A 14,173-nucleotide genomic window follows, 5' to 3' on the forward strand; every position below is an offset into this window, starting at 1 on the left:
GGGCGAGCCCGTCCAGGCCGTCGTCGTCCGCCCACTTCAGGGGCAGGACGTAGCGGGCGTCGGCGAGTGCGGTCACGGTCACGGACTCCGGGAGTGCGGGCACCCAGGTGCTAAGGGAACTTATCGTCTCGCTCCCGATGATGCGCCGCGACCCGGGCGCCGGTCAAGGCGGGCCACCCGGCCGCCTACTCGGCGAGCGCGTCGAGCACGACCTCCGCGACGGCCTCGCTGGACTGCGGGTTCTGCCCGGTGACGAGGTTGGCGTCCCGGATGACGTGGGAGGACCAGGCGGGCCCGGTCTCCACGACGGCGCCCTTCTCGCGCAGAGCGGTCTCCACGAACCAGGGGGTGTTCTCCCCGGTCCCCCCTCCGAGCTCCTCCTCGTTGGTGAACGCGGTCACGCGGCGGCCGGCGAAGGCGAACGTGCCGTCCTCGTCGACCGCGCTGAGCAGGCCGGCGGGTCCGTGGCAGAAGGGCGCGATGATCCGCCCGGTGCGGTCCGCCGCGACGAGCAGGCGGCCGAGGTCCGCGTCCCGGTGCAGGTCCGCCATGGGGCCGTGCCCGCCGGGCAGCACCAGCGCGTCGTAGCCGCCGGCGGTGACGTCGCCGAGCACGAGCGGGGTCGAGAGCTCCGCGTCGATCTGCTCCAGGTAGGCACGGAACTCCTCGGCGCGCTCCGGCCCGCCCGTCATCTCCGGGGCGAAGCTGGCCCGGTCCACGGTGGGCCTCACGCCGCCCGGGGTCGCGATGTCGACGTCGTGGCCGGCCTCCCGCAGCATGCGGTGGGCGACGACGAGCTCCTCGGCCCAGAAGCCGGTGGGGTGCTCCGTGCCGTCGCGCATCGTGAGGGAGTCGGCGGCGGAGACGATCATGAGGACTCGAGCCATGCTGGGGTGCTCCTTGCTGGGGTGGGGTGGGGGTGCGTCGTGCGGGGGGTCAGGCGGCGGCGGTGAGCTCGGCGTAGGTGGCGTCGTCGAGCTCGACCCGGGCGGCGCCCATGTTCTCCTCGAGGTGCGCGAGGGAGGCGGTGCCCGGGATGGGCATGATCACCGGGGAGTGGCGCAGCAGCCAGGCCAGGGCGACCTGGGAGGGGGTGGCGCCGAGCCGCCGCGCGGCCCGGTCCACCGGCCCGCCCGGGCGGGCCAGCTCCCCGGCCGCGATCGGCGCCCAGGGGATGAAGCCGATGCCGTGCGCGGTGGCGTGGTCGAGGACGTCCTGGGCGGTGCGGTCGGTGAGGTTGTACCGGTTCTGCACGGTGGAGACGGTGAAGTGCTGCCCCGCCGCCCGCAGCTGCTCCACGCTGACCTCGGACAGGCCCAGGGCCGTGACCTTGCCCTCGTCCTGGAGCTCGCGCAGGGTGCCGAACTGCTCCTCGGCGGGGACGGCCGGGTCGATCCGGTGCAGCTGGAGCAGGTCGAGGGTCTCCACCTTCAGCTTGCGCAGGCTCAGCTCGGTCTGCTGGCGCAGGTACTCGGGGCGGCCCAGGGGGATCCACCGGTCCGGGCCGGTGCGGGCGAAGCCGACCTTGGTGGCGATCCGCACCCCGGCGGGGTACGGGTGGAGGGCCTCGGCGATGATCTGCTCGCTGACGTCGGGCCCGTAGGCGTCGGCGGTGTCGATGAAGTCGACCCCGAGCTCCACGGCCCGGCGCACCACCCGCACGGCGGCGGCGCGGTCCGCGGGCTCGCCCCACACGCCCTCGCCGACGATGCGCATCGCGCCGAAGCCGAGACGGTGGACGGTGCCGAGGTCCTTGAGGTCGATGGTGCCGGGTACTGCTCGGGTGGCTGCCTGAGTGGTGTCCGTCATGTCCGCCGCAACCAGGGCGTCCGTGCGGATATTCCGCGGGGTCGTTCCGCCTTCTGCCCGCCGGGCGTGAGACAGTGCTGAGCGTGGAACCGCGCTATCTCGTCACCATGCCCGTCCCGGAGCCCGGGCCGTCCCTGCTGGCGGCCTCGGGGACCGTGACCGTCCTGCCGGAGCCCCCGGACCACGACACCCTGCGGAGGCTGTGCGCCTCCGGGGACTTCGACGTCGTGCTCACCCAGCTGCGCGACGTCCTCGACGCCGAGCTGCTCGCCGCCGCGCGGGTGCAGGGGATCTCCAACTTCGCCGTCGGGTACAACAACATCGACGTCGCCGCCGCCACCCGCCGGGGCATCCTCGTGGGCAACACCCCCGGGGTGCTCACCGACGCGACGGCCGACGTCGCCATGGCCCTGGTCCTGGCCACCGCCCGGCGCGTGGTGGAGGGCGACCGCATGGTGCGCGAGGGGCGCTTCGCCGGCTGGGAGCCGGAGCTGCTGCTCGGCCGGGACGTCTCCGGCGCCGTGCTGGGCCTGGCCGGGTTCGGGCGGATCGCCCGGGCCACCGCCCGGCGGGCGCTGGGCTTCGGGATGGAGGTCCTGTTCGCCCCCCGCCCGCCCGGGGACCGCCCGGTCGGCGACGAGGAGCTCGGGGAGTTCGCCGGCCGGGTGCGGCAGGTGCCGTGGGAGGAGCTCGTGGCGCGCAGCGACTACCTGTCCCTGCACGTGCCGCTGGCGGAGGCCACGCACCACCTCGTGGACGCCGGGGTGCTGGCCCGGATGAAGCCGGAGGCGATCCTGATCAACACCGCGCGGGGCCCGGTCGTGGACGAGGCCGCCCTGGTGGAGGCGCTGCGGACGGGGCGGATCGCGGGCGCGGGCCTGGACGTCTACGAGGACGAGCCGCGCCTGGCCCCGGGTCTGGCGGAGCTGCCGAACACCGTCCTGCTGCCGCACGTGGGCAGCGCCACGGTCTCCGTGCGCCGGGAGATGTCCCGGCTGAGCGCACTCAACGCGGTCGCGATCGCCGAGGGCCGCATGCCGCCGCACCCGGTCAACCCGGAGGCGCGCGCCTGACCCGTCCCACCACACCGACCACTTCCGGAGGCACTCATGGAGCACAGCACGGACCGGCCCGCCGCACCGGCGGCCGAACGGCGCACGGTGGTCGTCACCGGCGCCAGCGACGGCATCGGGGCCGCGGCGGCGCGGCAGCTCGCGCGGCGGGGGCACGACGTCGTCGTCGTCGGGCGCTCGCCGGAGAAGACCGCCGGCGTCGCACGGGCCCTCGGGGCGCGGCACTTCACCGCGGACTTCGCGCGCTTCGACGACGTCCGGCGGCTGGCCTCCGAGCTCGCCGAGGCCGTGCCGCGGATCGACGTGCTGGTCAACAACGCGGGCGGGATCTTCGACCGCTTCGAGCGGACCCCCGACGGGTTCGAGAGGACCCTGCAGGTCAACCACCTCGCCCCGTTCCTGCTCACGCACCTGCTCCTGGAGCCCCTGCTGGCGGGCCGCGGGACGGTGCTCAACACCTCGAGCGTCGCCGCGCGGATCGGACGCCTCGACCTCGAGGACCTCGACAACGAGGGCAAGTGGTCCCCGCAGCGGGCCTACGGGGACTCGAAGCTCGCCAACGTGCTCTTCGCCCGGGGCCTGGACCGCCGCTTCCGGGACCGGGGCCTGGCCGCGGCGGCCTTCCACCCGGGCGGGGTCGCCACCAACTTCGCCTCCTCGACCACCACGCCCCTGCGCTTCCTCTACGGCACGCGGCTGGGCCGGCGGCTGATGATCTCCCCCGACCGGGGCGCGGAGACCCTCGTGTGGCTCGCGCAGGGCACGCCGGGCCGCGACTGGGCCTCCGGCGGGTACTACGAGAAGAAGAGGCCCGCCCGCACCAACCCGCGGGCCGCCGACGACGCGCTCGTCGAGGCGTTCTGGGCGCGCAGCGCCGAGCTCGTGGGGCTCAGCCCCACCCCGGGCGCCGGCTGAGCACCAGGGCGTCGACCCGGGCGTGCAGCTGCTCGATCGTGCCGTCGTTGACGATCGTGGCGGAGATGTACCGCGGGTCGATGCCGGCCTCGGAGGCGTGCGGGTCGGCGCTCGCCTCCGCGGCCGGGCGCACCACGTGCACCACCCGCCCGCCGGCGGCCACGATGGCCCGGGCCTCGACGTCGAAGCGCACGTCGGTGAGCACGACCCGCCCGCCCAGGCGCCGTGCCGTCGCCAGCCCCCGGTCCGCCCACACCGTGTCCCCGAAGACGGCCTTGCCCGCCTCGTTGCCCACGCGCTGGAGCAGGACGCGGATCTCCCGGTGCACCGGGTCGTGCGCCTCGTCCTTGAGCCGGTCCCAGTTCCCGTCGACCTCGGCCAGGACCGTGGACAGGCGCAGGAGGGCGCCGTGGCGCCAGCCCACCATGGGGTCCAGCCGGGCGAGGAAGAGCCGCAGCGGGTCGGCGAACGCGATCCGCGCGTAGCCGTGGGCGGCCGCCAGCCGGGCGCCGCAGGTGTCCTTGCCGGCGCGCTTGCGTCCGTGCAGTCCGATGAGGTCGACCAGCCCGTCCGCGCCCGTCCCCCCGTCCGCGTCCTCGCCCATGCCTCCGCCCCTGCCGTCCCGTCGTGTCCGCCCGCTCCCAGCGTAGGCACCGCAGTGGCGTCCGTCACTCCGCATCCCGCCGTGACATTTCTGCACTATCGTAGGCAGAGTGCAATTATTCTTCAGCGGCGTGAGTGCCCCGTGACGACCGGTGCGCGGGACGAGCGGATGCGGCGGACGCGACGGTCCCTCATCGCCCAGGCGCGCCGGCTGACCGCCGCGCACGGCCTGGCCGGGTTCACCGTGGAGCAGCTGTGCGCGGAGGTCGGGATCTCCCGCCGGACCTTCTTCAACTACTTCGCGACCAAGGACGACGCCGTGCTGGGCACGCCTGCCCGTGACCCCCTCGAGGCGTTCGGCGAGCAGTTCGTGGACGGCGGCCGCACCCCGGACGGACCGGGGCTGCTGGCCGGGCTGCAGGAGCTGGTCGTGCAGTCCTTCCGGCTGTTCGAGGGCCCCCACGACCGGGCCCAGCTGCTCGGGGTCCTGCGCCGCGAGCCCGCGCTGCTGCAGCGGCTCACCGAGGACATGGACCGCCAGGTCACGGCCCTGGCCGAGCTGATCGCCCGCCGGCAGCGCCGCCCCGCCGAGGACCCGTTCCCGCGCGTGGCCGCCGCGGTGGTCTCCCACCTCGCCCGGCACACCGTCCACGAGTTCCTCGAGACCCGCCCGGCCACCGCCGATCCGGAGGAGTCGCCGCCCCTCGAGGAGTTCGCCGCCCTCCTGGACCGCAACGTCCGCCTGGCCGCCGCCCTCTTCGTCCCGGCTCCCTCCCACTCCACGACTTCCGCCCCCACCGGCTCCCCCTCCACCAGCTCCGCCCCGACCGGTGAGGACCTCCCCCCGGGGACCGTCCCGACCACCGGCCCGGGCTCCGCCCCCACCACCGAAGGAACCCCATGACCACCACCCCGCCCGCGACCGCGCAGGACGGCCCGCTGCTGGTGCTCACCCAGAAGCGCATCTGGATCATCTTCTCCGCGCTCATCGCGGGGATGCTGCTCTCCAGCCTCGACCAGACCATCGTCTCCACGGCCATGCCGACCATCGTCGGCGAGCTCGGCGGGGTGGAGCACCAGGCGTGGATCACCACCGCCTATCTCCTGGCCACCACCGTCGTGATGCCCGTCTACGGCAAGTTCGGCGACGTCCTGGGCCGGCGCACCCTGTTCCTGGTCGCCATCGCGCTCTTCACCCTCGCCTCGGTCGGCTGCGCCCTCGCGACCGGCTTCTGGGGCTTCGTCGCCTTCCGCGCGATGCAGGGCCTCGGCGGCGGCGGCCTGATGATCCTCTCCCAGGCGATCATCGCGGACATCGTCCCCGCCTCCGAGCGCGGCAAGTACATGGGTCCCCTCGGCGGCATCTTCGGGCTCTCCGCCGTGGCCGGGCCCCTGCTGGGCGGGTACTTCGTGGACCACCAGACCTGGCAGTGGGCCTTCTACATCAACATCCCGATCGGCGTCGTCGCGTTCGCGGTGGCCTGGTTCACCCTGACCCTCCCGCACAAGCGCGTCACGCGGAGGATCGACGTGGCCGGTGTCGTGCTCCTGTCCGTGGCCACTACCTGCCTGATCTTCTTCACGGAGTTCGGCGGCAATGCCGAGCACGGCTGGGGCGCGGCCACCACGTGGGCGTGGGCGGCGGGCATGCTCCTGGCCGGGGCGCTGTTCGTGTGGAACGAGGCGCGCGCCGAGGACCCGATCATCCCCCTGGGCCTGTTCCGCAACCCGGTGTTCGTCAACGCCACGGCGATCGGCCTGACCCTGGGCCTGGGCATGTTCGCCGCCATCGCGTTCGTCCCGACGTTCCTGCAGATGTCCTCCGGCACCTCGGCCGCCGAGTCGGGCCTGCTCATGCTCCCGATGATGGCCGGCCTGATGGGCAGCTCGATCTGGTCCGGCATCATGATCTCGCGCACCGGCCGGTACCGGGGCTACCCGATCGCCGGGACCCTGGTCACGGCCGCGGCCATGCTCGCCCTGACCACCCTGGCGGCCGACACCCCGATCTGGCTGATCTGCGTCTACCTGTTCGTGTTCGGCGCCGGCCTGGGCCTGATCATGCAGGTGATCGTCCTGGTGGTGCAGAACGCCGTGGACCCCGCCATGGTGGGCACGGCCACCAGCACCAACAACTACTTCCGCGAGGTCGGCGCCGCCCTGGGCGTGGCGATCTTCGGGGCGATCTTCACGAACAACCTCTCGGAGAAGCTCACCGCGGTCTTCACCGGCGCCGGGGCCAGCGCCGACCAGGCCGGGCAGGCCACCGCCACGCTGGACCCGCAGACGCTGGCGCAGCTGCCGGGGCCGGTCCGCGACGGCATCGTGACCGCCTACGCGGACTCGCTCGCCCCCGTGTTCTGGTACCTCATCCCCTTCATGCTGCTCGCCTTCCTGCTCGCGCTGCTCCTCAGGCAGATCCCGCTGTCGGACACCGCCGGGATGGTCGCCCGCGGCGAGGCGATCGGCGGGGAGGACGCCGCCCGGTACGACGCCGAGCAGCGCGAGGCGGCACGGACCCCGGCCGGGCACCGGGAGGAGCCGGCCGGGACGCCCGCGCCCTGACGCCGGAGCTCGGTCAGGGAGGCCCGCCGGCCCGGGGACGGAGACGGCCCGTCACATAGTCCCGGAGGACGTCATGTGCGGCGCGCCGATGCCGTGCCCGGGGGCCGGCGGTCGTACAAAGGAGAGGTGCCTCGTGCGCGCCCCCGCGCGCTGCCCCCACCGAGGTGCCGTCCCCCTCTCACGCCCAGGAGCACCCTTGAGCTACACCCCTGACCCCTCCCCCGTGCCGGGAGGCCCGGCCTCCTCCCGCGGTCGCTCGATCGGCAGACGGGTCCTGGCCGCCCCTCTGCCCCTCGCCCTCGCCGTCGCCCTGCTGAGCGGCTGCGCCGCCGGGGCCACCCCCGCCGATCCCGTGACCGGGACGTCCCCCGCGGCGACCGCCGACGCGAGCCCCTCGGCCTCCCCGTCCGCCACGCCCTCGCCCTCGGCGAGCCCGCGGACGCCGGTCCCGGGCGAGGTCACCACCCCCTCGTCCTCGCCGGCCCCGGGCGAGGTCACCACCGTGGAGGCCCAGGACCCGACGCCCTCCCCCACCGAGACCCCCGTCCGGATGATCAACCCGCCCTCGGGCGCCTTCCTGGCGCTGGACACCCTCCCGGTGGCCGCGGCAGGGGCGAGCACCGCCTACGACCGCGACGCCCAGTACGGCGACTGGGCCGACCTGGACGGCGACTCCTGCGACACCCGCCAGGAGATCCTGCGCCGCGACCTCACCGACCTCGTCAGCTCCGACGGGTGCACCGTCACCTCCGGAACCCTGGCCGACCCCTACACCGGGACCGTGATCGACTTCGTGCGCGGTGTCGCGACCTCCTCGGACGTGCAGATCGACCACGTCGTGGCCCTGGCCGCGGGGCACCGCACCGGTGCCTCCGAGCTCTCGCAGGCCGAGCGGGTGGCCTTCGCCAACGACCCGCTGAACCTGCTGGCGGTGGACGGGCCGACCAACCAGGAGAAGTCGGACAAGGATGCCGCCGAGTGGCTGCCTCCTCGCGAGGCCTACCGGTGCGACTACGTCGCCCGCCAGATCGCGGTCAAGCAGAAGTACAGGCTGTGGGTGACGGCCCCGGAGAAGGACGCCATGGCCACCGTCCTGTCGTCGTGCCCCGGCCAGGAGCTGCCCGCGGCCGGGGCGGTCCCGGCGGCCCCGGTGGAGCCGGCGCCGACTCCCGCACCCGTCGAGCAGGCCCCGGTCGCTCCGGCTCCGGTGGCTCCGGCGCCGGTCGAGCAGGCCCCCGTCGCCCCGGCTCCGGCCACCGACGTCCACTACAAGAACTGCACCGCGGCCCGGGAAGCCGGTGCCGCCCCGCTCCACCGCGGCGAGCCCGGCTATCGCGAGGCCATGGACGGCGACTCCGACGGTGTGGCGTGCGAGGGCTAGGACCGGCGACGACCACCGCGCGGCCTCCCCGACGACCGGGCCGGCCTGCCGCTCGTCGGTGAACCACCTCGGGACAGCCCCCGGTCCCCGGCTCCGCACGGAGCTGGTGGCCGGGGGCTGTCCCGTGCCCCGGGTGCGGCGCTCAGGAGCCCCAGGAGGCCCCGGGCGCCTTCGGCCGGCCGGCGGCGAAGGCCTCGGCCACGGCGGCCTCCCGCCGTTCCGGCGGGGCGGACTCGGCACCGGCGATGACGGCCACGAACGCCTGGGTGTCCTCCACCAGCGAGGTGATCTTCTCGGGGTTGTCCACGCACCAGTCGTAGGCGGTCGCGTAGTCCACGGGGGCGCCCGCCGCGACGACGGCTCCGGTCTCGTCGATCTCCACGGTCATGCTCGAGCTCCTTGCAGGGGTGGGGGATGGTGACGGGCCGAGCGTAACCCTGCGCGGGGGTGCCCACCGGCGGGACTCACCGGGGAGACCCACCGGGGCGCGTCTCCCGTGCGCGCCCCGTTCGCGGGCCCGCCCGGCGGGACGCTGCGGCTCGTCCCGCCTCGTCGACCCGTGCCGTCGTCCCGTGCCGTCGTCCTCTGCCCTCGCCCCGTGCCCTCGTCCCGTGCCGGGTCGGTGTAGATTCTCTCCGGGACCCGTGGGGTCCGCGCCAGTGACAGAAAAGTGCGGGACGACAGCATGCTCACCACGCTCACCGGAGCCCGGGACGAGCCCCGGTCCCTGGTGGACCAGGCCTTCCTGCAGCTGCAGGACCGCCTCATCTTCCTGGACATCCCGCCGGGCTCCCCCATCAACGAGGGGCGCCTGAGCCAGGAGCTGCAGGTCGGGCGGACCCCGCTGCGGGAGGCCCTCAAACGACTGGAGTCGGACCACCTGGTGGTGACCTACCCGCGCCGGGGCACCTTCGCGACCACGGTGGACATCACCGCGCTGTCGGAGATCTCGCAGGTCCGCGAGGTGCTCGAACCCCTGGCCGCGCGCCTGGCGGCCGAACGGCGCGGTGGCGGGTCCCGCGCCCTCCTGGAGGAGCTCCAGGAAAAGCTGAGGTCCCGGGGCGACGACCGGCTCGATCGCGACGAGGCGCTGCGCTGGGACATCCGCGTCCACCGGGCCGTCTACGCCGCGGCCGGCAACGCCCACCTGCAGGCCACCCTCGACCGGTACAGCAACCTGGCCACGCGCATCTGGTGCGTGGTCGCGGACCGCATCCCGCAGCTGCACGAGCACATCGCCGTCCACTCCGCGCTGCTGGCGGCCGTCCTCGACGGCGACCCCGAGCGGGCCGCGGCCGTCATGGCGGACCACGTCCGCGACTTCGAGACCCAGATCCGGCAGGTCCTCTGAGCCCCGGGGCGGTCGGCGGGGCCGCGGGCGGCCGGGGCGCCGTCACGGCGTGCGGGACGGCGCCGGGCCCTCCGCCCCGGCGCATGGTGCCGGGGCGGAGGGCCCGCACGTGGAGAGGTGGCCCGGCGCTCAGCCCTTGACGGCCCCTCCCGTCAGACCCGAGACGATGTAGCGCTGCAGGAAGAGGAACTGCGCGACGACGGGCACGGCGGCCAGGATCGCCCCGGCGGTGAACACGCCCCAGTTCTCGCCGAACTGCACGGAGACGAACTGGTACAGGCCCACGGCCAGGGTGTACTTGTCCGGGTCCTGGAGCACGATCTGGGCGAGCAGGAAGTCGGAGAAGGAGGCGATGAAGGACAGCATCCCGACCACCACCAGGATGGGGGTGACCAGCGGCAGGATCATCGTCCAGTAGATCTGGGCGTGGGAGGCGCCGTCGATCTCCGCGGCCTCGTCGAGGTCCTTCGGGATGGTGTTGAAGAAGCCGTACATCAGGAACGTGTTCGCGCCCAGCGCGCCGCCGAGGTACACCGCCACCAGCCCCAGCCGGGAGTTCAGACCCAGGAACGGGTAGACCTCGGAGATGGCGAACAGCAGGAGGAAGATCGCCACGAACGCCAGCAGCTGCGGGAACATCTGGATGATCAGCAGGGCCATCAGCCCGCCCTTGCGGCTGCGGAAGCGGAACCGCGAGAAGGCGTAGGCCGCCGCCGCGCCCATCAGGACGGTGCCCACGGCCGTGGTGACCGAGACGAACAGTGAGTTGCCGAACCAGGTCAGGTACGGGTTCTGCGGGTCGCCGAGCAGGTTCGTGTAGTTGGCCCCCGTGACGTCCGAGAACAGCCGGTTGGAGCCGATCAGCGAGCCCGAGGCGGACAGCGACGCCGAGAGCGCGTACACGAGCGGGAAGAGCGCGAACAGGCACGCGGCGATCGCCGCGAGGTGCTTCCACCCTCCCCGGGCGAACCGCTGCCCGGCGGTGAGCCGTGGGCGGGGCGCCCGGGGCGTGTCCCCCGGCGGACGGCCGCTCCCGGGCGGGGTCGCCGGCTGGACGGTGGCAGGGGTGCCGGCGGACGGCGCGGCCGTGGCCGGGACCCCGGGAGCGGCGGGGCCGGTCCGGTGGCCGGGACGCCCGCCCGGCGGAGGTGCGGTGGGAGTGGACATGTCAGCTGATCTCCTCGAGAGCCTTGCTGCGGCGGAACGTCAGCGCGGAGATGACGGCCACCATGATGAAGATGAGGATGGACAGGGCGGAGGCCAGACCGTAGTCGTTGGAGCCGCCGGCGAACGCGATCTTGTAGACGAACGAGATGAGGATGTCCGTGGCACCCACCCCCGTGGTGGACTCCAGGTCCTGGGGGCCGCCGCGGGTCAGCAGGTAGATCACGTTGAAGTTGTTGAAGTTCATCGCGAAGGACGCGATGAGCAGCGGCCCCACCGCCACCATGAGCATCGGCAGGGTGATCCAGCCGAACTGCCGCACCGGGCCGGCCCCGTCCATCTCGGAGGACTCGTAGACCTCCTGCGGGATGGCCTGGAGGGCGCCCGTGGTGACGAGGAACATGTACGGGAAGCCCAGCCAGAGGTTGACCAGCAGCAGCGAGGCCCGGGCCAGCCAGGGGTTCTCCAGCCACGGCACCCCGGCCCCGCCCAGCAGGACCTGGTTGACGAAGCCGTAGTCGGCGTTGAGCAGGCCCGCCCAGATGAGGATGGACAGGAATGCCGGGAAGGCGTACGGCAGGAAGATGATCGCCCGGTAGACGCCGCGGAACCTCAGCTTCTCGTCGTTGAGCAGGATCGCCAGGAGCAGGCCGAGGAAGAACGTCAGCGCCACCGAGAGGATCGCGAAGGCGAAGGTCCACAGGGTCACGGAGACGAACGGCCTGCCCAGGACGGCCAGGTCGAAGATCGCCGCGAAGTTGTCCAGGCCCACGAAGACCCGCCAGCCGGGACGCAGGGCCTCGCCGTCCGGTCCCGCGAACGCGCCCTCGCCGGTGTCGGCGTAGACGGTGTCGTCCACGGCGACCATCGCGTCGGCCCCCTCGTCGTAGACGAGGGCGGGCTTGTACGCGTAGGCGGTCCGGCCGTCGTCGGTGCGCAGCGCGCCGTCCTCGGCCTGCTCGCTCACCGGGACCCGCAGGTCCGAGAGCTCCCCCTGGGCGCCGACGACCTCCCCGTAGGAGAGGACCTCGTAGCCCGGCGCCTCGACGACGCGGCCGTCGGCGGCCCTCGCCCCCTCAAGCGGGGCCAGCGGCTGCCCCGCCGTGCCCACGAGCACCTGCTCGTCCTGCACGGCGCCCAGCGCCAGGCCGTCGGCGCCCTGGAGCACCGTGACCGGGTACGGTGCGGATCCCTCGACCCGCTGCTCGAACGTGGTGGTGAGCTGGGTGATCGCCGCGTCCTTGGTGGCGTTGTGGCCGTCGCCGTAGTTCGTGAAGGCCGTGGCGGCGGTGTGGAGGACCACGAAGACCTGGAAGACGAGCAGGAAGAGCAGACCGGGCTAGAGGTACTTGGCCGGCAGGATCCGCCGCGCGGGCAGGAAGTACACCAGGTCGGCCACGACCAGCGCGACGAGCAGGAACGCGAGGATGCCCCAGCTGCCGGCCGCCCAGGCCGCCAGGACGCCGAAGAGGCCGAAGGCGTTGATCAGCGCCATCAGGAGCAGCTTGACCACGAAGCCCGGGCCGAACCCTCGGGAGTGGGAGGTGCGGAGGTCGGGGGGCGTTCCGAGACCGCCGCCCCGGTCGGTCTCCCCGGGCGCGGACGTCCCGCGCGGTGCGGTGGTGCTCGTGCTCATGAGGTCTGTCCTTCGATGTTGGCGATCATGCGGTCCCACAGCTCCACGGGGTCCCCGCGGCCGTCGACGATGGCGTTCTCCGTGGTGCCCCAGAAGCTCCAGACGGCGCCCATCTCGGGAATGGCCGGCATGGGCAGGCCCGTCCCGGCGATCTCCGCGTAGGCGGAGCGCAGCGGGTCGCCCTCCATCCGGTCGACGGCCACCTGGCTCGCCGAGGGGCGGCCCGTGCTCTCGTACATGGCCGTCTGCGCCTCGGGCCGGGTCAGGTAGTTGGCGGCGAAGTCCTGGGCGGCGACCGGGTTGGCGGCGTGGGCGTTGACGAAGAACGCCTGGACGCCCACGAACGGGCGAGCCTCCTGGTCCCCGGCAGGGGGCACCGGCAGGACGGTCACGTCCATCCCCGCGGCCTCGACGTCCGCCAGCTCCCACGGACCGCCCAGGTGGAAGGCGGAGCGGCCGTCGAGGAAGGACTCCTTGGCGATGTCCGGGGTCATCGACGTCCGCAGGTCGCCGCTGCGTCCCAGGTCCTGGAGGTAGCGGGCGAACGCGTGGCCGCCCCCGCCCCCCATGGTGAGGGTGCCCGTGTACTCGCCCTCCGCGGTGCGCTCGAAGACCTCCGCGCCGAAGGAGGTCTGCAGGGCGTACAGGTGGTACGGGTCGCCGGCCTCCGGGGACTGGCTGACCGTGAAGGGGTACTCGGCGGCTCCCTCGTCCATGAGCCGGTGGCCGATCGCGCGCAGGTCGTCGAACGTGGCCGGGTCCTCGGTGGTGAGCTCGTGGTTGCGCAGCAGCGCCACGTTCTCGATCGCGTAGGGCACCCCGTAGCTGACACCGTCGTAGACCACCGCGTCGCGGGCGTTCTCGGAGAAGTCCACGGCCCGCTCGCCCATCTCCACCGGCACCACCACGCCGTTGGCGGCGAGCTGTCCGAGGTTGTCGTGCGGGGAGACGATGATGTCCGGTGCCTGCCCCGTGGGCGACTGCGAGATGAAGTTGGAGATGGCCTGCGCGTTGATCTCGCGCTGGACGAACTCCACCTCCACCCCGGTGTCCGCGGTGAAGTCCTCGGCGATCTGCCGCAGGGCCGGGATCTCGTCGTCGCCGGCCTGGATCTTGATGCGGCCCGGCCCGCCGGCCAGGCCGGCGACGCCGGCTGTGGGCGCCGCGGAGCACCTGGCCAGCAGCAGCGCGCCGCCGGCGGCCAGCGCTGCCGCCCAGTGAGAGCGTTTCATGTGGGATACCTCGTCGTCTTCCGTGGTCGCACGGGCACCGACTCCGGTCCGCGCGTCGTGCGTCAGGGTCGTGGGGGTGGGGGTCGGCGGTCGCTCAGTCGGGGAGTCGGGTGCCGGTGGTGGTGTCGAACAGGTGCAGGTGCTCCATCGCCGGGGCGACCCAGATCGTGGACCCGGCCCGCGGCGGGGTCCTCCCCTCGGCCCGGACCACGATCTCGTGGGCGCCCTCGCCTTCGGCGCCTTCCTCGGCGGAGGCGGTGGGGTCGACCTGCACCACCGTGGTCGCCGCGGTCACCGGGGCCAGGTGGCCGTAGACGAACGCGTCGGCGCCGAGTTCTTCGACCACGTCGGCCACGATCGGCAGCCCCGTGCCCTCCGGGGCCGGGTGCAGGTCCTCCGGGCGGATGCCCACGCTGACGGTGTCCCCGGACAGGGCCTCCTGCT

The 14,173-nt window shown here is 73.5% G+C and carries 12 protein-coding genes and 2 pseudogenes; 6 read left to right on the plus strand and 8 right to left on the minus strand.

Annotated features, from left to right (window positions below):
* Positions 1-185: 185 nt before the first annotated feature.
* Positions 186-887: a type 1 glutamine amidotransferase domain-containing protein gene (locus tag IEW07_RS19955; RefSeq protein ID WP_188540430.1), complete on the minus strand. Its 702-nt coding sequence runs from the start codon at positions 885-887 to the stop codon at positions 186-188.
* Between the two features lie 49 nt (positions 888-936).
* On the minus strand, positions 937-1,809 hold the full coding sequence (locus IEW07_RS19960) for an aldo/keto reductase (RefSeq protein ID WP_188540432.1): 873 nt from the start codon (positions 1,807-1,809) through the stop codon (positions 937-939).
* 83 nt (positions 1,810-1,892) lie between these two features.
* On the opposite strand from IEW07_RS19960, the gene IEW07_RS19965 reads away from it, so the two are divergent.
* Positions 1,893-2,882, plus strand: coding sequence for a 2-hydroxyacid dehydrogenase (locus tag IEW07_RS19965; RefSeq protein WP_229742008.1), 990 nt, complete (start codon positions 1,893-1,895; stop codon positions 2,880-2,882).
* A 36-nt stretch (positions 2,883-2,918) separates the two neighbouring features.
* Entirely contained in the window at positions 2,919-3,797 is an 879-nt protein-coding gene (locus IEW07_RS19970; RefSeq protein ID WP_188540434.1) for an SDR family NAD(P)-dependent oxidoreductase, read from the plus strand.
* Here the strand turns inward: IEW07_RS19970 and IEW07_RS19975 are convergent.
* Positions 3,772-4,401 (minus strand): deoxynucleotide monophosphate kinase family protein, encoded by a 630-nt coding sequence (locus tag IEW07_RS19975; RefSeq protein WP_188540436.1) that lies wholly within the window; start codon positions 4,399-4,401, stop codon positions 3,772-3,774. The genes IEW07_RS19970 and IEW07_RS19975 overlap by 26 nt on opposite strands.
* 141 nt (positions 4,402-4,542) lie before the next feature.
* On the opposite strand from IEW07_RS19975, the gene IEW07_RS19980 reads away from it, so the two are divergent.
* From IEW07_RS19980 to IEW07_RS21560, 3 genes are all read left to right on the plus strand, one after another.
* Positions 4,543-5,304, plus strand: coding sequence for a TetR/AcrR family transcriptional regulator (locus tag IEW07_RS19980; protein ID WP_188540439.1), 762 nt, complete (start codon positions 4,543-4,545; stop codon positions 5,302-5,304).
* On the plus strand, positions 5,301-6,965 hold the full coding sequence (locus tag IEW07_RS19985; RefSeq protein WP_188540441.1) for an MDR family MFS transporter: 1,665 nt from the start codon (positions 5,301-5,303) through the stop codon (positions 6,963-6,965). The genes IEW07_RS19980 and IEW07_RS19985 overlap by 4 nt, the downstream gene beginning before the upstream one ends.
* 196 nt (positions 6,966-7,161) lie before the next feature.
* Positions 7,162-8,346, plus strand: coding sequence for a GmrSD restriction endonuclease domain-containing protein (locus tag IEW07_RS21560; RefSeq protein WP_268235556.1), 1,185 nt, complete (start codon positions 7,162-7,164; stop codon positions 8,344-8,346).
* A 142-nt stretch (positions 8,347-8,488) separates the two neighbouring features.
* Here IEW07_RS21560 and IEW07_RS19995 read toward each other — a convergent pair whose 3' ends face one another.
* Positions 8,489-8,734, minus strand: coding sequence for a hypothetical protein (locus tag IEW07_RS19995; protein WP_188540443.1), 246 nt, complete (start codon positions 8,732-8,734; stop codon positions 8,489-8,491).
* Positions 8,735-9,031: 297 nt separating this feature from the next.
* Here IEW07_RS19995 and IEW07_RS20000 point away from each other — a divergent pair, with 297 nt between their 5' ends.
* Positions 9,032-9,697, plus strand: coding sequence for a GntR family transcriptional regulator (locus IEW07_RS20000; protein WP_188540444.1), 666 nt, complete (start codon positions 9,032-9,034; stop codon positions 9,695-9,697).
* 129 nt (positions 9,698-9,826) lie between these two features.
* Here the strand turns inward: IEW07_RS20000 and IEW07_RS20005 are convergent, their stop codons facing one another.
* From IEW07_RS20005 to IEW07_RS20020, 4 genes and pseudogenes are all read right to left on the minus strand, one after another.
* On the minus strand, positions 9,827-10,864 hold the full coding sequence (locus tag IEW07_RS20005) for a sugar ABC transporter permease (protein ID WP_229742009.1): 1,038 nt from the start codon (positions 10,862-10,864) through the stop codon (positions 9,827-9,829).
* A 1-nt stretch (position 10,865) separates the two neighbouring features.
* Positions 10,866-12,497: pseudogene (locus IEW07_RS20010) on the minus strand (ABC transporter permease subunit).
* The gene (locus IEW07_RS20015) at positions 12,494-13,729 is read right to left on the minus strand and encodes a sugar ABC transporter substrate-binding protein (protein ID WP_188540446.1); all 1,236 of its coding nucleotides are present in this window, start codon (positions 13,727-13,729) and stop codon (positions 12,494-12,496) included. Before IEW07_RS20015 ends, IEW07_RS20010 begins: the two are co-directional and overlap by 4 nt.
* A 94-nt stretch (positions 13,730-13,823) precedes the next feature.
* A pseudogene (locus tag IEW07_RS20020) lies at positions 13,824-14,173 on the minus strand (sugar ABC transporter ATP-binding protein); the annotation flags it as partial.

This window comes from Kocuria dechangensis (assembly GCF_014636775.1).
GTDB classification, from domain to species: Bacteria; Actinomycetota; Actinomycetes; order Actinomycetales; family Micrococcaceae; genus Kocuria; species Kocuria dechangensis.